The organism is Microbacterium sp. GW821-FHT01D02 (genome assembly GCF_059422585.1).
This window is the reverse complement of sequence record NZ_JBWKXB010000003.1, coordinates 52,679-72,096: the sequence shown is the minus strand read 5'-3', so window position 1 is coordinate 72,096 and position 19,418 is coordinate 52,679. Positions and strand designations below refer to the sequence as shown.

Sequence of the window (19,418 nt, the reverse complement as noted above, 5' to 3'; positions counted from 1 at the left end):
TCTCCATGCGCGGCTCTCGCCGACTATCCGAACTTGGGAAGGAGCGCGTCCATCGGGACAGTGGACGGCATCACGCGATAGGTCTTCATCACCTGCGTCATCGCCTTCTGGAAGGCGGATGCGGTGGCCGCGGACGATACAACCTTAGTCGGCTCGTCCAGGGTGACCACGACGACGTACTGGGGATCATCCACCGGCGCGAAGCCCACCATGCTGGTGAAGTACACCCCGGCCTTGTAGCCGCCCTTGCCGTCCGAGACCTGCGCGGTTCCGGTCTTGCTGGTCACGCGGTAGCCCGGGACCTTGATGCGTTCGGCGTTGCCGCCCTGCACCGCGACGTTCTCCAGCATCCGCGTCAGCTCGGCCGCGGTCTGCTCCTTGATGATCTGCTCGTGCTTCGGCGCGTCCGCCTTCACGACCGTGCCGTCGGCGGACGTGCACGACTCGACAAGCGAGAGGTCGATCTTCTCGCCGCCGTTCGCGATCGCCTGGTACGCGCCGGCGAGCTGTGCCGCGGTGACCGAGTAGTACTGGCCGAACGTCGTCGTGTACAGCGACTGGTTGTCCCACTCCTTCACCGGGTGGAGCAGACCGCCCACCTCGGAGGGGAAGTCGAGCGTCTTCTGCCCGACACCGAAACGCTGCAGATAGTCGTAGCGGACCTCGGGACTCACCATGGTGCCGAACTTCGACAGCGCGACGTTCGAGGAGTCGATGAGGCCGCCGGCCAGGGTGTAGTTGTATGCCGGGTGGCTGAACGCGTCGTTGATCACGGCGCCGTTCGGGAACGTCTCCCGGGACGCGGCGCTGACGGTGCTCAACGGCGTGATCCCCGCGCCCTCGATCGCGGCGGCCGCGGTGATGGCCTTGAAGGTGGACCCGGGCTCGAAGTCGTGGTGGAAGATCTGGCTGGCCCGGGTGTCGGGCGTCGACGCGTCCAGGTTGTTCGGATCCAGAGACGGCCATTCCGCCGCGGCCCGGATCTTCCCGGTCTTCGCCTCGACGACCGTGACGCTTCCGGCCTTGGCGCCCTGCTTCTGCGCCTCCTCGCCGATCATCTGCTGGAGGTACCACTGCAGGTCGCTGTTGATGGTCAGCTCGACGGAGCCTCCGTCGATGGCGGGGACGGTGCGTTCGCTGCCCGGGATCACCACACCGTTCGCACCGGTGCGGTATGACTCCTCGCCGTCCGTCGGTGCGAGGCACTTCTCTCCGGTCTGCTCGATACCGGCCTGGGCCGTGCCCGATCCGTCGAGGAAGCCGAGCAGGTTGCCGGCGACGGCGCCGTTCGGGTAGACCCGCGTCTCCCGGGGCTCGAAGTGGAGGTAGGCGAGGTTGTTCTCGCGCTTCAGGTCGCGCAGCTCGATGTACTGCTCCGTGGTCAGGGATCGCTTGAGCGGCGCGTACTGGCTCTGCGCGTCCTTCGCGAGCGCTTCGGACACCAGCGCGCGGACCTCGTCCCCGGTCTGACCGGTGACGGCCGCGATCTCGTCCGCCGCCTGCGCCCAGGGCAGTTTGGGGTCCTTGTCCTCGAGCTGCGTGATGACCTTGGGGCTGAGCTGGGCGTCGTAGACCAGGACGCTGGTGGCGAGGACCGTCCCCCCGGCATCGACGATCGATCCGCGCTGCCCGGCGATCTTCTCGCCGGCGCCGATCTTCGTGAGCGACTGCGAGACGTGCTCGTCCGCGCTCACCACCTGGATGTCGATCAGTCGCACGACGAACGCGCCCAGCAGGGAGAGGATGACCGCGAGGGCGACGACGGTGCGTCGCCGCGGTCCGCGCGTGGCTCGTGTCGTCATGAGATCTCTCCGTCGGTGGCGTGCGGTCAGCGGGTGGTGGGGCTGGGGAGTCCGTCGGTGATCGCCGGCGGAAGATCCTGCGTCGTCGATTCCGTGGCGCCGTCGTCCGTGGTGGTCGCGGGCGGCGTGGGTTCGACGATGAGGGAGTTGCTCACGGCGGCGGATCCCTCCGGATTGACCGTCGACGTCCAGTCGGCGCCGGAGCCGGTGCCGAACACGGCGCCGTCGCTGAGACGGAGGTACGACGGCGAGCCGGCCACCACCATCCCCAGGTCGGCGGCACTGCTCGCGAGGACCTGCGGCGAGCTGACGCCGGTGAGTTCCTCTTGCAGTGCGTGGGTGCGCAGGTCCAGCTCACGCTGCTGGGACGAGAGCCCCGCCAGTGTGAACGAGTCCTGCGTGATCGCGAGGGAGAAAGCCACCTGCGCCGCGCCGATCGCGAGTGCTCCGCCGAGGGCGACGAGCGCATAGGCGAGCTTGGGCTTGCGGCGGACGGCCGGCCGGCTGACGGGCTGCAGACGTCGTTGCGGCTCGCGGACCGGGGCGACCGGCTGGATCGGTTTGCGGACGACGGCGTTGATGCTCATGCGCTCTCCCGCAGCTTCTCGGCGGCGCGGAGTCGCACCGGGATGGCACGCGGATTGCGCGCACGTTCTGCTTCGTCGGCGAGCTCCGCGCCCTTGGTGAGGATGCGGAACCGCGGCGCGTGCTCGGGGAGCTCGACGGGGAGTCCGGCCGGAGCGGTCGACGCCGCTGCCGCCGCGAAGGCCTGCTTGACGAGCCGATCCTCGAGCGACTGGTACGACATCACCACGATGCGCCCGCCCACGTTCAAGGCCTCCATCGCGGAGGGGATCGCGTCGGCGAGCACGTTCAGTTCGGTGTTGACCTCGATGCGCAGCGCCTGGAACACGCGCTTCGCCGGGTGCCCGGCACGCTGAGCCGCCGCGGGCGTGGCCGCGATCAGGATCTCGACCAGTTCGCCGGAGCGGGTGATCGGCTGCTTCTGCCGGGCCTCGATGATGAAACGGGCATACCGACCCGCGAGCTTCTCCTCGCCGTAGCGCTCGAAGATGCGGCGAAGATTCCCTTCGCTGTACGTGGCGATGACGTCGGCAGCCGTGACGCCCTTGGTCTGGTCCATACGCATGTCCAGCGGGGCATCCTTCGAGTACGCGAAGCCGCGCTCCGCCTCGTCCAGCTGCAGCGAGGACACTCCGAGGTCGAACAGGATCCCGGCGGCGCCCTGTGCGTGCAGGCCGATCTCGTCGTACACCGTGTGCACGAGGGTGACGCGGTCCTTGAAGCGGGCGAGCCGCTCCCCCGCGATGCGCAGCGCGTCGGTGTCGCGGTCGAGTCCGATCAGTCGGATGTTCGGGAAACGCTCGAGCAGGGCCTCCGAGTGGCCGCCCATGCCGAGCGTGGCATCGACGAGCACCGCTCCGTCCGCCTGGAGGGCGGGAGCGAGCAGCTCGACGCAGCGGTCGAGCAGTACCGGGGTGTGTATGTCTCGGAGGTTCATGATCTTTCTCGGGGTGACCATCGGCTCTGATCCCCCTCCGCTTCTCGACCCGGCACCGGGGAAGTGTGTCGGGGCGGGAGCGGCGGGGCATCACAGCCGTGGTCAGAAGAGTCCCGGAATCACCTCCTGCTCGAGGTCGGAGTAGGTCTCCTCGCCGGCGGCGAGGTAGGCGTTCCAGCTCTCGGCATCCCAGATCTCGGCGTGGGCGCCGACTCCGGTGACGATGAGCTCCTTCTGCAGTCCCGCGTACTGACGCAGGTGCGCGGGGATGGTGATGCGGTTCTGGCTGTCGGGCATCTCCGCACTCGCGCCGGAGAGGAACAGACGCATGAAGTCACGCGCCTGCTTGTTGGCGAGCGGCGCCTGACGGATCCGCTCGTGCATCGCCTCGAACTCGGCCGTGCTGAACACGTAGAGGCAGCGCTCCTGGCCTCGGGTGACGACGATGCCGCCGCCGAGGTCCTCGCGGAACTTCGCAGGAAGGATGACCCGTCCTTTGTCGTCCAGCTTCGGTGAGTGCGTACCCAGCAACATCGGCCATCACCCCCTCTGCGTCCGGCCAACTCGAGGTGCGCCCCACTTTACTCCACTTTCCTCCACATACCTACGACCAATCCGCGGGAATCCCTGGCGACGGCCGATGGGCGCGCCGAAGTTCCGCGGAATTCCGCGGTGGAGGAAGGTGGAGGCTCAGTGGAGGACGGTGGGGAGCCTCACCGGTTAACGACGGAAGCCCGGATGCTCAGCATCCGGGCTTCCGTCGTGAAGTCGTAAAGGTCAGTGACCGTCCTGGCGGCGGTCCCAGCGGTCGTTCATGCGATCCATGAACGAGGCGGAATCCTGACGCTTGGGAGCGGAGCGCTCGCGCGGCTCGGCGGGAGTCGCTCGACGAACCGGAGTGACGGCGACCATGACGCCGGCCAGCATCGCGACGAATCCGATGACTCCGACCACGATGCCCCACACGTCGCCGAGGATGACCCCGACCACCAGACCGCCGACACCGGCGAGCAGGAGAAGCGCGCCGTAGACCAGATTGCGGTAGCTCAAAGCGCGATCGCCGGACGGCGCGGTCACGACGTCGGCATCGTTGTGAAGGAGATGGCGTTCCATCTCGTCGAGCAGACGCTGCTCCTGTTCGGAGAGTGGCATTTCGTCCCCCTCGGGTATCGTGCCTTCCATTCTACGCGCGCCGAGGCGTCCGGGGCTAGCAGTTCGATGCCCCCTTGCTTTACGTATGCTGGGAGTCGTGCCGTCTTCCTCCCCCGTCCCCGGCGCCGTCGCCGCCCACCTCGACCGCTTCCTCACCCGGATGCGCGCGGAATCCACGGAGTACGGCCCCGATGCGGCGGCCTTCCTCGATGCCGCCGCCGGCACGCTCGAGGGCGGGAAGCGACTCCGTGCCCGGTTCTGCCACGCCGGCTGGCGTGCCGTCGCCCGCTTCGCCGACCGTGAGGCGAGCGAGACCGATGCCCTCTGGGATGTCTGCACCGCGCTGGAGATCTTCCAGTCGGCCGCACTCGTCCACGACGATCTGATCGACAACTCGGACACGCGCCGCGGTCGCCCCGCAGCTCACCGCGCGCTCGAGGCATCCCACCGCACCGCGGGATGGTCGGGAGACGCGGAGTCCTTCGGCCGCGCATCCGCGATCCTCCTCGGCGATCTCCTCGTCGCGTGGAGCGACGACCTCCTGGAGGCCGCACTCGACGGTCATCCGCATGCCCGGGCCGTGCGCTCCGAGTACGCCAGGATGCGCCGCGACGTGACCACCGGCCAGTTCCTCGACATCGCCGAGGAATCCGCGTGGAGCGTCAATGCCGGCGACCTGCACGCCGACCGCGCTCTACGAGTGGCCTCGCTCAAGTCCGCCAGGTACAGCATCGAGCAGCCGCTGATCCTCGGGGCCGCTCTCAGCGGTGCCGACGTGGATCAGCTCTCGGCGCTGCGCCGGTTCGGACATCCGATCGGCATGGCCTTCCAGCTGCGCGACGACGTGCTCGGCGTGTTCGGCGACGCATCGCTCACGGGCAAGCCGGCAGGAGATGACCTGCGGGAGGGCAAGCGCACGGTGCTCGTGGCGCTCACCAGGCAGTCGCTGGATCCCTCGGCCAGAAGGCTCCTGGACGAGATGCTCGGCGATCCGGAGCTGACGTCCGAGCAGGTGTCGTTCCTGCAGGCCACCATCTCCGGCTCCGGCGCACTCGATCGCGTCGAGCAGATGATCTCCGACTACGCACACGAGGCGGATCGGGCGCTCTCCGGCGCGCGCCTCGACAACGCCGCGGTCGGCGAGCTGCGGGAACTCGCCCGCGCGGCCACGGTCCGCTCCGCCTGACGCGGAGAGCGGCTCAGGCGAGGGTGCGGGCGACGCGGCGGACCGCGCTCTTGTGTCCCGCGAGCAGGGCGTCGATCGGCGAGCGGCCGAGCGACTCCTCCTCGGTGAGCAGCCAGTCGATCAGCTCGTCGTCCGAGAAACCCGCGTCCTGCAGCACGATGACGGTTCCGCGCAGCGAGCTCAGCGGCTGCCCGTCGACGATGAACACCGCGGGCACCCCGAAGACGCCGCTGCGGCGGGACCCGACCAGGTAGTGCTCGTCGATCAGGCGGCGCACGCGGCCGAGGGGCTCGTCGAGCACCTCGACGAGGTCGGGCATCGTCAGCCACTCGATGGCAGCGGCGGCAGGGGTTCCAGCAACGTTCTCAGACACGTTGCCCACTATCTCACCTCCGCTCGGGTGTCGCATGTCGACCCTCCAGTCACATCCTTCACTTGCGTCACTTCTGTTGACTTCTGTTTACATCCGTGTCAGCGTGAAGTGCTCGAAAAAGGGGGCAAGCCGTGAGACTCAAGACCGCCACACGACGAACACGAAACCTGCAGCTCGGAGTGCCCGCCGCTGTGCTGGGCGCTCTCGCCGCCACGCTCACCGCTGCTCCGGCCGGTGCCGCTTCGACCCCCGATGTCACGCCGATGGAGAGGCAGCGCAGCGCCCCGGTGCGCATCGCACCCCTGCAGACCGCTCCGTCGAGCTACGTCGTCCGAGCCGGCGACACCGTCTCCGCGATCGCCGCACGCTTCGGCCTGCGCACCGTGGACGTGCTCACCTGGAACAACCTCTCCTGGCGCTCGGTGATCTATCCCGGGCAGAAGCTGACCCTCCGATCGACCGCCGCCGCGCCCGCGGCCGCCCCTGCCGCCACGCCGGCGCCGTCATCGACGTCGCACAAGGTCGTCGCCGGTGACACCGTCTTCGCGATCGCGAAGAAGTACGGCACGACGGTCGACGCCGTGTTGTCCGCGAACGGTCTCACCCGCGCATCGGTCATCTATCCCGGGCAGAGCCTGCGCGTCTCAGAGGGCGCCGCTCCGCAGGCGGCCGCCCCGGCCCCCGCTGCCACGCCGGCCCCCGCTTCCGCCGCCGCGAAGCACACCGTCGTCGCCGGGGACACGCTCTTCGGCATCGCACGGAAGTACGGCACCACGACGCAGAACCTGTTCGCCCTGAACGGCTTGGGCCCGTCGTCGATCATCTATCCGGGACAGAAGCTCGCTGTTCACGCGGCCCCCGCCCCGCCGAAGGCGGCCACGAACACCGGCGGTCAGCGGACGGCGGCGCTCACCTCCGAGCAGGCGTCGAACGCCGCCCTCATCATCCGCATCGGTCGCGAGCTCGGCGTCTCGGATCGCGCGCTGGCCCTCGCCCTCGCCACCGGGATGGTGGAGTCGGGCCTGCGCAACCTCGACTGGGGAGACCGCGATTCGCTCGGCCTCTTCCAGCAGCGCCCCAGCACCGGGTGGGGAACGCCCGCGCAGATCCTGGATGCGGAGCGGAGTACCCGCGCGTTCTTCGGCGGATCGAGCGACCCCAACGGACACACCACCCGCGGCCTGCTGGACATCCCCGGCTGGGAGCGCATGCCGTTCACCGCGGCCGCCCAGGCCGTGCAGATCTCCGCGTATCCGGACCGTTACGGCCAGTGGGAGACCCAGGCGTATGACTGGCTCGCGCTCTACGGCTGAGCACTTCCTCGAAACCCGCACCCCTCCAGGGGTGAGCCGCTCCCCTGTCTTTCAGGCAGTTCTCAATAGAATTCTGACGTGACGACCAATCAGCAGGCCGACCCCCTCATCGGGCGGCTTGTCGACGGCCGCTATCGCGTGCGCGCTCGGATCGCCCGCGGCGGGATGGCCACGGTCTATGTGGCCACCGATCTCCGCCTCGAGCGGCGCATCGCGCTCAAGGTGATGCACGCGCACCTCAGCGATGACTCCGCCTTCCAGAGCCGGTTCATCCAGGAGGCTCGCGCGGCCGCCCGCCTCGCCGACCCGCACGTCGTCAACGTCTTCGACCAGGGGCAGGACGGCGAGCTCGCCTACCTCGTGATGGAGTACCTGCCCGGCATCACTCTGCGCGAGCTGCTGCGCGAGCAGAAGCGCCTCACGATCCCGCAGACGATCACGATCATGGACGCGATCCTCGCCGGCCTCTCGGCCGCGCACCGCGCCGGGATCGTGCACCGCGACGTCAAGCCGGAGAACGTGCTCCTCGCCGAGGACGGACGCATCAAGATCGGCGACTTCGGCCTGGCCCGGGCGACGACAGCGAACACCGCGACCGGTCAGCAGCTGCTCGGCACCATCGCCTACCTCGCCCCGGAACTCGTCACCCGCGGCACGGCCGATGCCCGCAGCGACATCTACGCACTCGGCATCATGCTCTACGAGATGCTCGTCGGCGAGCAGCCCTACAAGGGCGAGCAGCCCATGCAGATCGCGTTCCAGCACGCCACCGAGTCGGTGCCGCGCCCGAGCGTGCGCAACCCCGCGGTCCCGGAGCAGCTCGACGAGCTCGTGCTGTGGGCCACCGAGAAGTCGCCGGACGAGCGTCCCGACGACGCGCAGCAGATGCTCGAGCGCCTCCGCGAGATCGAGCGCGACCTCGGCATCGCTCCGACCGCCGCCCGGGCGACCGCTCCGCAGCACAGCCAGGCGGACTCCGGCGACCTCACCAAGGTGATGCCGGGGACCATGGTCATCGCGGATCCCGCTGCCCCGGCCCCCGCCGCCGTCGACAATGCGACCCTCCTTCGCCGTCGCGCCTCGAAGCGTCGGGCGCGCGGTGCGTTCCTGCTCACTCTCGTGCTGCTGCTGGCGGTGCTCGCCGGCGGTGTCGGCTGGTGGTTCGGCTCGGGCCCCGGCTCGCTCATCGCCGTGCCCGCTGTCGCCGGCGGGACCTACGACGAAGCATCGGCCACGTTGACGGATGCCGGCTTCGTGCCGACGCAGAGGGACGAGTTCTCGATCGACGTCGAGAAGGGGAAGGTCATCGAGACCGACCCCGTCGAGGGCACGCGACTCGACAAGGGCACCTCCGTCGCGGTCATCGTCTCGGCCGGGCCCGCCTCGCACGACCTCGCCCCCGTCGCGGGCGTCGACGTCGAAGAAGTGCGCGCCGCCCTCGAGGCCGCAAACCTCGAGATCACCGATGACGAGGAGTACTTCGGCGACCTGGAGGCCGGCAAGGTCATCAACGTCCGCATCACGCCGCGCTCCGGAGAGGACGCTTTCGGCTGCGACGAGGGCTGCAAGGTCTTCGAGACCGACACAGCGACCATCCAGGTGTCCCGCGGCCCCGTGCCCGATGTCAGCGACCTGACCGTCGCGCAGGCGACGGACGCGCTCACGAGCAAGGGCCTCAAGGTCAACGGCGAGAGCCAGTACCAGACCAGCGACAGCATCGGGAAGGACCGCGTCATCGGCATCGCCGACCGGTCCGAGCGCGGCTCCTGGCGTCCGGGGGACACCGTCCAGCTCATCATCTCGCAGGGCCCGCCGCTGTTCGACGTTCCCGATGTCTCGGGCATGACGCGCGACGAGGCGACCGGCGCTCTGAACGACGCCGGCTTCAAGTGGGCCTACACCAGCAGCACGGGCCTCCCCGACTCGGTGTGGGACCTCCTCGCGAACGAGAACACGAAGGTCGAGTCCTACACGCCCTCGGATCGTCAGCGCAAGGGAACGACCATCACCCTCACGATGAGCTTCTCCGGCTGAGCCCCGAGCGGCGGGCCACGACCAGAGGCCGCATAGATACGAAGAGAGGGCCGGAATCGGATTCCGGCCCTCTCTTCGTGTCTCTCAGCGTCAGCGCTTCTCGAGCTCCTCCGCCACGAGGAACGCCAGCTCGAGCGACTGCATGTGGTTCAGACGCGGGTCACACAGGCTCTCGTACCGCGTGGCCAGTGCGGCCTCGTCGATCTGCTCGGACCCGCCGAGGCACTCGGTCACGTCGTCGCCGGTGAGCTCGACGTGGATGCCGCCGGGGAAGGTGCCGACCGCACGGTGTGCCTCGAAGAAGCCGCGCACCTCGTCGACCACGTCGTCGAAGCGACGCGTCTTGTAGCCGGTCGGCGTCGTGATGCCGTTGCCGTGCATCGGGTCGGTGACCCACAGCGGCTGCGCACCCGAGTCACGGACGGCCTCGAGCAGCGGCGGCAGAGCGTCGCGGATCTTGCCCGCACCCATGCGCGTGATGAAGGTCAGACGGCCGGGCTCGCGCTCGGGGTCGAGCTTGTCGATCAGCTGCAGCGCGGTCTCGGGCGACGTCGTGGGTCCGAGCTTCACCCCGATGGGGTTGCGGATCTTGGAGAAGTAGTCGACGTGCGCGCCGTCGAGCTCGCGCGTGCGCTCCCCGATCCACAGGAAGTGCGCCGAGGTGTTGTACGGCGTGTCCGTGCGCGAGTCGATGCGCGTCATCGGGCGCTCGTAGTCCATCAGCAGACCCTCGTGGCCCGTGAAGAACTCGACGCGCTTGAGCTCGTCGAAGTCGGCGCCGGCGGCCTCCATGAACTTGATCGCGCGGTCGATCTCCGCGGCCATGCGCTCGTAGCGCTGGTTGGCCGGGTTCTGCGCGAAGCCCTTGTTCCACGAGTGCACCTCGCGGAGGTCGGCGAATCCACCCTGCGTGAACGCGCGGATGAGATTCAGCGTCGATGCCGCCGTGTGGTAGCCCTGGAGCAGACGACCGGGGTCGGCGGTGCGCGAGCCCTCGGTGAAGTCGTAGCCGTTGACGATGTCGCCGCGGTACGCCGGCAGCGTGACGTCGCCGCGGGTCTCGCTGTCGCTCGAGCGCGGCTTCGCGAACTGACCGGCCATGCGGCCCATCTTCACGATGGGCATCGAGGCGCCATAGGTCAGCACGACGGCCATCTGCAGCACCGTCTTGATGCGGTTGCGGATCTGCTCGGCGGTCGCCCCGGCGAAGGTCTCGGCGCAGTCGCCGCCCTGGAGCAGGAAAGCCTGCCCCGAGGCCGCACGGGCGAGACGGTCACGGAGGTTGTCGACCTCACCGGCGAAGACGAGGGGCGGAAGGGTCGCGATCTGACGGGAGACGTCGGCGACGCGGTCCGCGTCGGGCCACTGCGGCTGCTGCTTGATGGGAAGCGAACGCCATGCATCAAGGGCTTCGATGTGGTGCGGGAGCATGCGTTCCAGCCTAGTGGTCGCGGGAGCCCCGCAGACGCGCGCGCGAGGCTATGTGACGCGGGTGGGGAGCCGGTCCTTGACCGTCGACGCGTAGACGTCCTCGTACCGCTGCTCCCCCAGTCGCTGCAGGGCCACCATGATCTCGTCGGTGACCGAGCGCAGGATGTAGCGGTCGTTCTCCATGCCGGCGTAGCGGGAGAAGTCGAGGGGCTCTCCGATCACGATCCCGACCCGCACGATCCGCGGCAGTCGCCGGCCGATCGGCATCGCCGTGTCGGTGTCGACCATGATCACGGGAACCACCGGGACCTTCGCCTCCAGGGCCATCCGGGCGATGCCGGTGCGCCCGCGGTACAGCGTGCCGTCGGGGCTCCGCGTGCCCTCGGGGTAGATGCCGAGCAGGTCTCCGCCGCCGAGCACCTGCAGCCCCGTGTTCAGCGACGCCTCCGAGGCCTTGCCGCCCGACCGGTCGATCGGGATCTGGCCCGTGGCCTTCATGAAGAACTTCGTGGCCCAGCCCTTCAGACCGCGACCGGTGAAGTAGTCGCTCTTCGCCAGGAAGGACATCGGGCGATCGATCACCAGGGGAAGGAAGATGGAGTCGGCGAACGAGAGGTGGTTGCTCGCGAGGATCGCGGCGCCGCTCGCGGGCACGTTCTTCCGGCCCACGATCCACGGACGGAACACCGCCTTGACCACGGGGCCGATCACCACGTACTTCATCAGCCAGTAGAACATCGTGCTGAAGTCTAGCGCCGCCATCGGCATCCGCCGGGCCTTCTCGTCATCACGACCAGGTTCGCGACCGAGTCTCACCTCGGGCGCGACCCGGTCCCATGCCCTAGACTCGGAACCAAGTCCGTGCCCGACCGGTACCGAAGGAGCTGCCGTGGTCCAGTTTGAAGTCCCCGCGATCGTCCCAGCCGACCCCGACGCGAACGTCGCCGACCTCCTGGTGAAGCGGGTCGAAGCCACCCCCGACCGTGCGCTCTTCTCCGTGCCGGAGGGAGACGGATGGCGCGACATCTCCGCCGCCGACTTCCAGACCGCCGTGGTCGCGCTCGCGAAGGGCTTCGCCGCCGCGGGCATCCAGCCCGGCGAGAAGGTCGGCTTCCTCGCGCGCACCACGTACGAGTGGACGCTCGTCGACTTCGCCCTCTTCTACGCCGGCATCGTGATGGTGCCCATCTACGAGACCAGCTCGCCCTCGCAGATCCAGTGGATCCTCGAGGACTCCGGCGCGATCGCCCTGATCGTGGAGTCCCCCGAGCACTTCGCCCGCGTCGACGAGGTCCGCGGCGATCTGCCCCTGATCCGCGAGGTATGGCAGCTGCACCTCGGTGCCATCGACACCCTCACCGCGCAGGGCGCATCCGTCGAGGACGCCGAGATCGAGCGCCGCCGCAACCTCGCCGTCGGCTCCGACATCGCGACGCTCATCTACACGTCCGGCTCCACGGGCCGCCCGAAGGGGTGCGTGCTCACCCACAGCAACTTCGTCGAGCTCTCCCGCAACTCCGCCAAGGCCCTCGACGAGGTCGTGCAGACGCCCGGCGCCTCCACGCTGCTCTTCATCACCACGGCGCACGTGTTCGCCCGCTTCATCTCGATCCTCGACGTGCATGCCGGCGTCCGCACCGGTCACCAGCCCGACACGCGTCAGCTCCTCCCGGCTCTCGGCTCCTTCAAGCCGACCTTCCTCCTCGCGGTCCCCCGCGTGTTCGAGAAGGTCTACAACTCCGCCGAGCAGAAGGCCGAAGCCGGCGGCAAGGGCAAGATCTTCCGCGCCGCGGCCGATGTCGCCATCGAGCACTCGAAGCTGGTCGAGCAGGGCACGAAGATCCCGTTCGGCATGAAGCTCAAGTTCGCGCTGTTCAACAAGCTCGTCTACGGCAAGCTCCGCGAGGCCATGGGCGGCAACGTCGTCTACGCCGTCTCCGGCTCCGCACCGCTGGGCTCTCGACTGGGTCACTTCTTCCACAGCCTCGGCGTGGTCATCCTCGAGGGCTACGGCCTCACCGAGACGACCGCTCCCGCCACGGTGAACCTCGCAGACAAGTCGAAGATCGGCACGGTCGGTCCGGCACTCCCCGGCGTCGGCGTCCGTCTGGCGGATGACGGCGAGATCGAAGTCCGCGGCATCAACGTGTTCAAGGAGTACTGGAACAACCCCGAGGCGACGGCCGAGGCCTTCAGCGAAGGCGGCTGGTTCCACACCGGCGACATCGGCAGCTTCGACTCCGAGGGCTTCCTGACGATCACCGGCCGCAAGAAGGAGATCATCGTGACGGCCGGCGGCAAGAACGTCGCTCCCGCCGCGCTCGAGGACCCGATCCGCGCGAACCCGATCATCGGTCAGGTCGTCGTGGTGGGCGACCAGCGTCCGTTCATCTCCGCCCTCGTGACGCTCGACCCCGAGATGCTCCCGACCTGGCTCGCGAACAACGGCCTCGACGCCAAGATGACGCTCGCGGAGGCCTCGACGAACGAGGCCGTCCGCGCCGAGGTGCAGCGAGCGGTGGACGGCGCGAACGCCCGCGTGTCTCGCGCCGAGTCGATCCGCAAGTTCACGATCCTCGACTCCGAGTGGACGGAGGCGTCCGGTCACCTGACGCCGAAGCTCTCCATCAAGCGCAACGTCATCATGAACGACTTCGCCGACGAGATCTCCGCGATCTACGACGAGCCGGTCGCCACGACGAACGTCCCGATCGGCGGCTGACCCCGTCGGAGACGAAGAAGGGCCCCGCCTGCGCGGGGCCCTTCTTCTTGTTCTCCGGATCCTCCTGCGGTCAGAACCAGGAGCTCTCGCGCACCTCGCGCATCGCGATCTTGCGCGTCTCCGGGTCCAACCGGGTCAGGAAGAGCTTGCCGTCGAGGTGATCGGTCTCGTGCTGCAGCGCCTGGGCGAGCAGGCCTTCGCCCTCGAGGACCACGGGTGCGCCGTCGAGGTCGATGCCCTCGACCCGGGCCCACGGATACCGCTGCGCGTCGTGCCACAGGCCGGGCACCGAGAGGCAGCCCTCCCCCGTCGGCACCGGCTCGCCGCGCACCTCGGTGAGCACGGGATTGAGCACGTAGCCGATGTCGCCGTCGATGTTGTAGCTGAACGCGCGCAGGGCCACACCGATCTGCGGTGCGGCGACGCCCGCACGACCGGGCAGCTCGACCGTGTCCACGAGGTCGGCGACCAGCGCGCGCACCCCGTCGTCGATCTCCTCGATCGGTGCGCACACGGTGCGCAGGACGGGGTCGCCGAAGATGCGGATCTCACGCACTGCCATCAGGCGGCCCTGGCCCGCAGGCCCTCGACCAGGAGCGCCGCCAGCTCACGCGCGGCGATCCGGGTCTCCGGGAGCAGATTCGCGAAGACGATCGTCCCGCCGCCCGCGATCTGCGGGTCGTACGGGACGCGGACCACGCTCCGCGCGCGCGTCGCGAAATGCGCCTGCAGTTCGTTCAGACGCACCAGCGGTGTACCGGGCGTGGACTGGTTGAGCACGACGATCGCCTCTCGCGCCTGGTCTGCATAGCCGTTCGTCTCGAGCCACGTGAGCGTCTCGGACGCCAGCCGGGCCTCGTCGACGCTGAGGCCCGAGACGATGACGATTTGGTCGGCCAGATCGAGGGTCGCCGACATCACCGAGTGGACGATCCCGGTCCCGGTGTCGGTCAGGACGAGAGAGTAGTAATGCGCGGCCACACCGGCCACGTCCCGGTAGTCGCTGTCGCTGAAGGCCTCGGCGATGCGCGGATCCGCGTCGGAGGCGAGGACGTCGAGCCGGGTCGCGTCCCGCGCGACGATGGCGGAGATGTCGTGGTAGCCCTTGACGTCGTCGTGTATGCGGACCAGGTCGCGCACCGACTTGTTGTGGTGCGGGCGCACGATGCGCTCGGCGAGCGTGCCCCGATCGGGGTTGGCGTCCACAGCGATCACCCGATCCTCGCGGGCGTCCGCGAGAGCCATGCCGAGCAGAGCCGTGATCGTCGTCTTCCCCACGCCGCCCTTGCGCGAGAGGACGGGTACGAACCGCGCTCCCCCCGCGAGCGGAGCCGCGATCCTCGCCGACAGGGCCTTGCGCTCGCGCGCACGCCGACCGTCGCCGATGTTGATGCGCCGCCCGGAGACGGCGTAGAGGAAGTGACTCCACGCACCCTCGGGCTCCGGCTTCGCGACCCGGTGCGGGTCGAGCAGTCGGTCGGCGGTGAGGAGATCGGCGGACTCTCGCGAAGATTCGCCCAGATCATCCAGCCGCTTCGAGGTCAGCGTCACGTCCGTCCGCGCCGTGGCGCGGGCCGGCTGGGGAACGACGGGCGTCTCCTCGGGAATGGACACGGATCTGCTCTCCTTCTCGACGGGTCTGCGCACCGCGGCGGCGGACGCGGCCGGCGCCTTCTCGACGTCGGCCGTCGCGCGGGCGAGGAAACGCGCCGCGACGGCAGCCTCCTCATCCTGCTGCTGCGGCTCCGTGTCCGGACGGGTGTCGGCGACCGCGACCGGCTCGTCGACGACCACCGCGTCGACGACCTTCTCTGCGCGCGGTCGGACGAGCGGCGGCACGACGAGCGTGAGCTCGTCGTCGATCACCGTCGCGTCGATCACCGGCTCCTCGTCGACCGGCTCGTCGATGACAGGCTTCTGCTCGACCGGCTGCTCGACCGGCTCGTCGATCGCGGGTGCTTCGACCGCGGTCGGCTTCGGCTTCGCGGTGTCGACCGGCGTCTTCGCAGCCGCCGGGTCCGTCGCCGATGCCTCGCCGATCGGAGCACCGATCGGCGCACCGGTCGGCAGCGGCTTCGCCTTCGATGCGGACTTCGCCTTCTCGACGACGACGGGTGGGTCGACGACGAGATCGCCGATGACCTCACCCTCCACCACCCCGTCGTCGGCGAGGTCGTCGTCCTCGTCCTTGGGCAGGGTCACGCTGACCTGGGCGGTTCCGCCGAGGATGCCGATGCCGGCCGTGTCGAGAGACGCGGCTTCGTCGAGCACCCCCAGCGGGTTCTCCTCGGGGTCAGTGGTGTTCTTCGGTGTCACGATGTCGCTCCAAGCCTGCGCGGGCCTCGGGTGCGCACACGGTGCGCGGCCCTCGCCCGCACAAGATTAGTGCGCCGGACGGATCACGACCAAAAGATCTCCCGCGTCCACCTGCTGGGTCTCGGCGATCGCGTGACGTTCGACGACGCCGTCGACGGATGCGGTGATGGCCGCTTCCATCTTCATGGCCTCGATCGATGCGACCGGCTCTCCGGCCCGGACGGCGGCCCCGACCTCGGCCTTCAGGGTGACGACGCCCGAGAACGGAGCGGCGACCTGACCGGGTACCGAGGTATCGGCCTTCTCGACCTCATGCACGTCGACGGCGATCGAGCGGTCGCGCACGAACACCGGTCGGAGCTGCCCGTTGAGGGTCGTCATCACGGTGCGCATGCCCTTGTCATCCGCTTCGCCGATGGCTTCGAGGCCGACGTAGAGCTGCACACCGCGATCGATCTCGATCAGGTGCTCCTGCCCGGGGACCAACCCGTACAGGTAGTCGCCGGTGTCGAGCACGGAGAGGTCGCCGTACAGCTCGCGACGCTGCGCGAACTCGGCGGTGGGCCCGGGGAAGAGCAGGGTGTTGAGTCGGGTGCGACGCTCGGCACTGGTGCCGGCGAGGGCCGCCTCGTCGTCCGCGGAGATCTCGGTGAGGCCGGTGCGCACCGTCCGCCCGGCGAGCACCTTGGTCCGGAAGGGCTCGGGCCATCCACCGGGAAGGTCTCCGAGCTCCCCCGCCATGAAGCCGACGACCGAGTCCGGCACGTCGTACTTCTCGGGGTTGGCCTCGAAGTCGGCCGGATCGGCCTTGACCGCCGCGAGGTGGAGTGCGAGATCACCGACGACCTTCGACGACGGCGTCACCTTCGGCACCCGGCCGAGGATGCGGTCGGCCGCGGCGTACATGTCCTCGATGAGCTCGAAGTCGTCGGCGAGGCCGAGCGCCTTGGCCTGCTGGCGGAGGTTCGACAGCTGACCGCCGGGGATCTCGTGGTGGTACACACGCCCCGTGGGTCCCGCGAGTCCGGACTCGAACGGCGCGTACTGCCGACGCACCGCCTCCCAGTACGGCTCGAGGTCGGACACGCCGTCCAGCGAGATGCCGCTGTCGCGCTCGGTGTGCGCGAGCGCCGCGACGAGGGACGACAGGGAAGGCTGGCTCGTGGTCCCGGAGAGCGGAGCCGATGCGGCATCCACCGCATCGACGCCGACCGCACTGGCCGCGAGGAGCGTCGCCAACTGCCCACCCGGGGTGTCGTGCGTGTGCAGGTGGACCGGGAGATCGAAGCGCTCGCGCAGCGCCGCCACCAGCTTGGCGGCCGCGGCGGGACGCAGCAGCCCGGCCATGTCCTTGATCGCGATGATGTGCGCGCCGGCGTCGACGATCTGATCCGCGAGGTGCAGGTAGTAGTCGAGGGTGTAGAGATCCTCCGCCGGGTCCAGCAGATCTCCCGTGTAGCAGAGGGCGACCTCGGCGACGGCGGTGCCGGTCTTGCGGACGGCCTCGATCGCGGGGCGCATCTGCTCCACGTCGTTGAGCGCATCGAAGATGCGGAAGATGTCGACGCCGCTGGCGGCCGCCTCGGCGACGAACGCCTCGGTCACCGCCGTTGGGTATGGGGTGTAGCCGACCGTATTGCGCCCGCGCAGCAGCATCTGGATCGCGACGTTGGGCAGTGCGGCACGCAGTTTGTCGAGTCGCTCCCAGGGGTCTTCGCCGAGGAACCGCAGGGCGACGTCGTAGGTCGCCCCTCCCCAGGCCTCGACCGAGAGCAGGTCGGGGGTGAGCCGCGCGATGTACGGAGCCGCGGCGACGAGGTCCTTCGTGCGCACGCGGGTGGCCAGCAGGGACTGGTGCGCATCGCGGAAGGTCGTGTCGGTGATGGCCAGCGCCGTCTGCTCGCGAAGACTCCGCGCGAAGCCCTCCGGTCCCAGCTCGAGGAGACGCTGACGGGAACCGGGAGCCGGATCCGTGCTCAGGTCGACGGTCGGCAGCTTGGCGGCGGGGTCGATGACACCGGGGTGCGCACCGTGCGGCTTGTTGACCGTGACGTCGACCAGCCAGTTCAGGAACTTCGTGCCGCGGTCCTTCGAGACGCGGCCGCGCAGCAGCTCGGGGCGCTCGTCGATGAACGACGTGCTCACGTCACCCGCGATGAAGGCGTCGTCCTCGAGGAGGGCCTGGAGGAAGGGGATGTTGGTGGAGACGCCGCGGATGCGGAACTCCGCGAGTGCGCGGCGCGCGCGGGCGACGGCCGCGGGGAAGTCACGTCCGCGGCAGGTGAGCTTCGCCAGCATGGAGTCGAAGTGCGGGCTGATCTGCGCGCCCTGGTGCACCGTGCCGCCATCGAGACGGATGCCGGCGCCGCCGGGCGAGCGGTAGGTGGTGATCTTCCCGGTGTCGGGGCGGAAGCCCTGCGTCGGGTCCTCCGTCGTGATCCGGCACTGCAGGGCCGCGCCGCGCAGGTGCAGGTTCTCCTGCTGCAGACCGAGGTCAGCCAGGGACTGACCGGAGGCGATGCGCATCTGGCTCTGCACCAGATCGACGTCGGTGACCTCTTCCGTCACGGTGTGCTCGACCTGGATACGCGGGTTCATCTCGATGAAGACGACCTCGCCGGTGCGCTCCCCCGCGGTCTCCAGGAGGAACTCGACGGTGCCGGCGTTCTCGTAGCCGATGGAGCGCGCGAAGGCCACGGCGTACCCGTGCAGCGCGGTGCGCACGCTGTCGTCGAGGTTCGGCGCCGGCGCGATCTCGACGACCTTCTGATGCCGGCGCTGCACCGAGCAGTCGCGCTCGAAGAGGTGCACCGTCTCACCGGTCTTGTCCGCCAGGATCTGCACCTCGATGTGCCGGGGCCGGACGACCGCCTGCTCCAGGAACATGCGCGCGTCGCCGAAGGCGCTGGCGGCTTCGCGCATGGCCTCGGCCAGCGCGGGAGCGAGGTCGCCGGGGGTCTCGACGCGACGCATCCCGCGCCCGCCTCCGCCGGCGACGGCCTTGGCGAACAGCGGGAAGCCGATCTCCTCGGCCTGGGCCACGAGCACATCGACGTCGTCGGACGCCTCCGTGGAGCGGAGGACCGGCACGCCGGCCTCGATCGCGTGGCGCTTCGCCTCGACCTTGTTGCCGGCCATCTCGAGCACGTTCGAGGGCGGTCCGATGAAGACGATGCCGTTCGCGGCGGCCTTCTCCGCGAGCTCGGGGTTCTCCGAGAGGAAGCCGTACCCCGGGTAGATCGCATCCGCCCCGGACTCGAGCGCCACGCGGATGATCTCGTCGACGTTCAGGTAGGCGCGCACGGGATGCCCGCGCTCACCGATCTCGTACGCCTCGTCGGCCTTCAGCCGATGCACGGATCCGCGGTCTTCATGGGGGAAGACCGCGACGGTGCGCGCTCCCACCTCGACTGCCGCTCGGAAGGCACGGATCGCGATCTCGCCGCGGTTCGCCACAAGGATCTTCTGGAACATGCACACCTCTGGGAGCTCGATGCGCAGCGTTTTCGATGCACATGGGGCGGGGCTGAGTGTTCCCCCAGCCTAGGGGAAGGTAACGTGGTGTCC

Annotated in this window: 15 protein-coding genes; 4 read left to right on the top strand and 11 right to left on the bottom strand. The window is 69.2% G+C overall.

The window, feature by feature from the left end:
- Window positions 1-23: 23 nt before the first annotated feature.
- From AC07VM_RS13815 to AC07VM_RS13795, 5 genes are all read right to left on the bottom strand, one after another.
- Complete coding sequence (locus AC07VM_RS13815) at window positions 24-1,802, bottom strand: peptidoglycan D,D-transpeptidase FtsI family protein (protein ID WP_267415083.1); 1,779 nt, start codon at window positions 1,800-1,802, stop codon at window positions 24-26.
- A 26-nt stretch (window positions 1,803-1,828) separates the two neighbouring features.
- On the bottom strand, window positions 1,829-2,389 hold the full coding sequence (gene ftsL, locus AC07VM_RS13810) for a cell division protein FtsL (protein WP_267415084.1): 561 nt from the start codon (window positions 2,387-2,389) through the stop codon (window positions 1,829-1,831).
- Window positions 2,386-3,324: a 16S rRNA (cytosine(1402)-N(4))-methyltransferase RsmH gene (rsmH, locus tag AC07VM_RS13805; RefSeq protein WP_267415085.1), complete on the bottom strand. Its 939-nt coding sequence runs from the start codon at window positions 3,322-3,324 to the stop codon at window positions 2,386-2,388. Before rsmH ends, ftsL begins: the two co-directional genes overlap by 4 nt.
- 102 nt (window positions 3,325-3,426) lie before the next feature.
- Entirely contained in the window at window positions 3,427-3,858 is a 432-nt protein-coding gene (gene mraZ, locus AC07VM_RS13800; protein WP_017830220.1) for a division/cell wall cluster transcriptional repressor MraZ, read from the bottom strand.
- Window positions 3,859-4,101: 243 nt separating this feature from the next.
- Window positions 4,102-4,476 (bottom strand): SCO2097 family morphological protein, encoded by a 375-nt coding sequence (locus tag AC07VM_RS13795; protein ID WP_267415086.1) that lies wholly within the window; start codon window positions 4,474-4,476, stop codon window positions 4,102-4,104.
- A gap of 97 nt (window positions 4,477-4,573) precedes the next feature.
- Here AC07VM_RS13795 and AC07VM_RS13790 point away from each other — a divergent pair, with 97 nt between their 5' ends.
- On the top strand, window positions 4,574-5,662 hold the full coding sequence (locus AC07VM_RS13790) for a polyprenyl synthetase family protein (protein ID WP_494911784.1): 1,089 nt from the start codon (window positions 4,574-4,576) through the stop codon (window positions 5,660-5,662).
- Window positions 5,663-5,675: 13 nt separating this feature from the next.
- Here AC07VM_RS13790 and AC07VM_RS13785 read toward each other — a convergent pair whose 3' ends face one another.
- Window positions 5,676-6,044 carry an Rv2175c family DNA-binding protein gene (locus AC07VM_RS13785; RefSeq protein WP_324170109.1) on the bottom strand — a complete coding sequence of 123 codons (369 nt, stop codon included), beginning with the start codon at window positions 6,042-6,044 and terminating at the stop codon, window positions 5,676-5,678.
- A 122-nt stretch (window positions 6,045-6,166) separates the two neighbouring features.
- Here AC07VM_RS13785 and AC07VM_RS13780 point away from each other — a divergent pair, with 122 nt between their 5' ends.
- Together AC07VM_RS13780 and pknB are read left to right on the top strand one after the other, a co-directional pair.
- Complete coding sequence (locus AC07VM_RS13780; protein WP_494911782.1) at window positions 6,167-7,348, top strand: LysM peptidoglycan-binding domain-containing protein; 1,182 nt, start codon at window positions 6,167-6,169, stop codon at window positions 7,346-7,348.
- A 78-nt stretch (window positions 7,349-7,426) separates the two neighbouring features.
- Entirely contained in the window at window positions 7,427-9,382 is a 1,956-nt protein-coding gene (pknB, locus tag AC07VM_RS13775; RefSeq protein ID WP_267415089.1) for a Stk1 family PASTA domain-containing Ser/Thr kinase, read from the top strand.
- 90 nt (window positions 9,383-9,472) lie between these two features.
- Here the strand turns inward: pknB and AC07VM_RS13770 are convergent, their stop codons facing one another.
- Entirely contained in the window at window positions 9,473-10,813 is a 1,341-nt protein-coding gene (locus AC07VM_RS13770) for a class II 3-deoxy-7-phosphoheptulonate synthase (RefSeq protein WP_267415090.1), read from the bottom strand.
- Between the two features lie 48 nt (window positions 10,814-10,861).
- A complete protein-coding gene (locus AC07VM_RS13765) occupies window positions 10,862-11,551 on the bottom strand; it encodes a lysophospholipid acyltransferase family protein (RefSeq protein WP_267418561.1) in 690 nt (229 codons plus the stop codon).
- A 151-nt stretch (window positions 11,552-11,702) separates the two neighbouring features.
- Here AC07VM_RS13765 and AC07VM_RS13760 point away from each other — a divergent pair, with 151 nt between their 5' ends.
- Window positions 11,703-13,535 (top strand): AMP-dependent synthetase/ligase, encoded by a 1,833-nt coding sequence (locus tag AC07VM_RS13760; protein ID WP_494911780.1) that lies wholly within the window; start codon window positions 11,703-11,705, stop codon window positions 13,533-13,535.
- Between the two features lie 70 nt (window positions 13,536-13,605).
- Here the strand turns inward: AC07VM_RS13760 and def are convergent, their stop codons facing one another.
- The 3 genes from def to AC07VM_RS13745 all read right to left on the bottom strand — a co-directional run bounded on the left by def (window position 13,606) and on the right by AC07VM_RS13745 (window position 19,325).
- Entirely contained in the window at window positions 13,606-14,097 is a 492-nt protein-coding gene (def, locus tag AC07VM_RS13755) for a peptide deformylase (protein ID WP_494911779.1), read from the bottom strand.
- A complete protein-coding gene (locus AC07VM_RS13750) occupies window positions 14,097-15,851 on the bottom strand; it encodes a MinD/ParA family ATP-binding protein (RefSeq protein ID WP_494911778.1) in 1,755 nt (584 codons plus the stop codon). The genes def and AC07VM_RS13750 overlap by 1 nt, the downstream gene beginning before the upstream one ends.
- A gap of 66 nt (window positions 15,852-15,917) precedes the next feature.
- Window positions 15,918-19,325, bottom strand: a complete 3,408-nt coding sequence (locus AC07VM_RS13745) for a pyruvate carboxylase (protein ID WP_494911776.1) — start codon at window positions 19,323-19,325, stop codon at window positions 15,918-15,920.
- Window positions 19,326-19,418 lie beyond the last annotated feature (93 nt).

Excerpts from the sequence above, each read along its gene's own strand:
- AC07VM_RS13815 (WP_267415083.1), bottom strand. The coding sequence starts at position 1,802 with ATGACGACACGAGCCACGCGCGGACCGCGGCGACGCACCGTCGTCGCC.
- ftsL (WP_267415084.1), bottom strand. The coding sequence starts at position 2,389 with ATGAGCATCAACGCCGTCGTCCGCAAACCGATCCAGCCGGTCGCCCCG.
- rsmH (WP_267415085.1), bottom strand. The coding sequence starts at position 3,324 with ATGAACCTCCGAGACATACACACCCCGGTACTGCTCGACCGCTGCGTC.
- mraZ (WP_017830220.1), bottom strand. The coding sequence starts at position 3,858 with ATGTTGCTGGGTACGCACTCACCGAAGCTGGACGACAAAGGACGGGTC.
- AC07VM_RS13795 (WP_267415086.1), bottom strand. The coding sequence starts at position 4,476 with ATGCCACTCTCCGAACAGGAGCAGCGTCTGCTCGACGAGATGGAACGC.
- AC07VM_RS13770 (WP_267415090.1), bottom strand. The coding sequence starts at position 10,813 with ATGCTCCCGCACCACATCGAAGCCCTTGATGCATGGCGTTCGCTTCCC.
- AC07VM_RS13765 (WP_267418561.1), bottom strand. The coding sequence starts at position 11,551 with ATGTTCTACTGGCTGATGAAGTACGTGGTGATCGGCCCCGTGGTCAAG.
- def (WP_494911779.1), bottom strand. The coding sequence starts at position 14,097 with ATGGCAGTGCGTGAGATCCGCATCTTCGGCGACCCCGTCCTGCGCACC.
- AC07VM_RS13745 (WP_494911776.1), bottom strand. The coding sequence starts at position 19,325 with ATGTTCCAGAAGATCCTTGTGGCGAACCGCGGCGAGATCGCGATCCGT.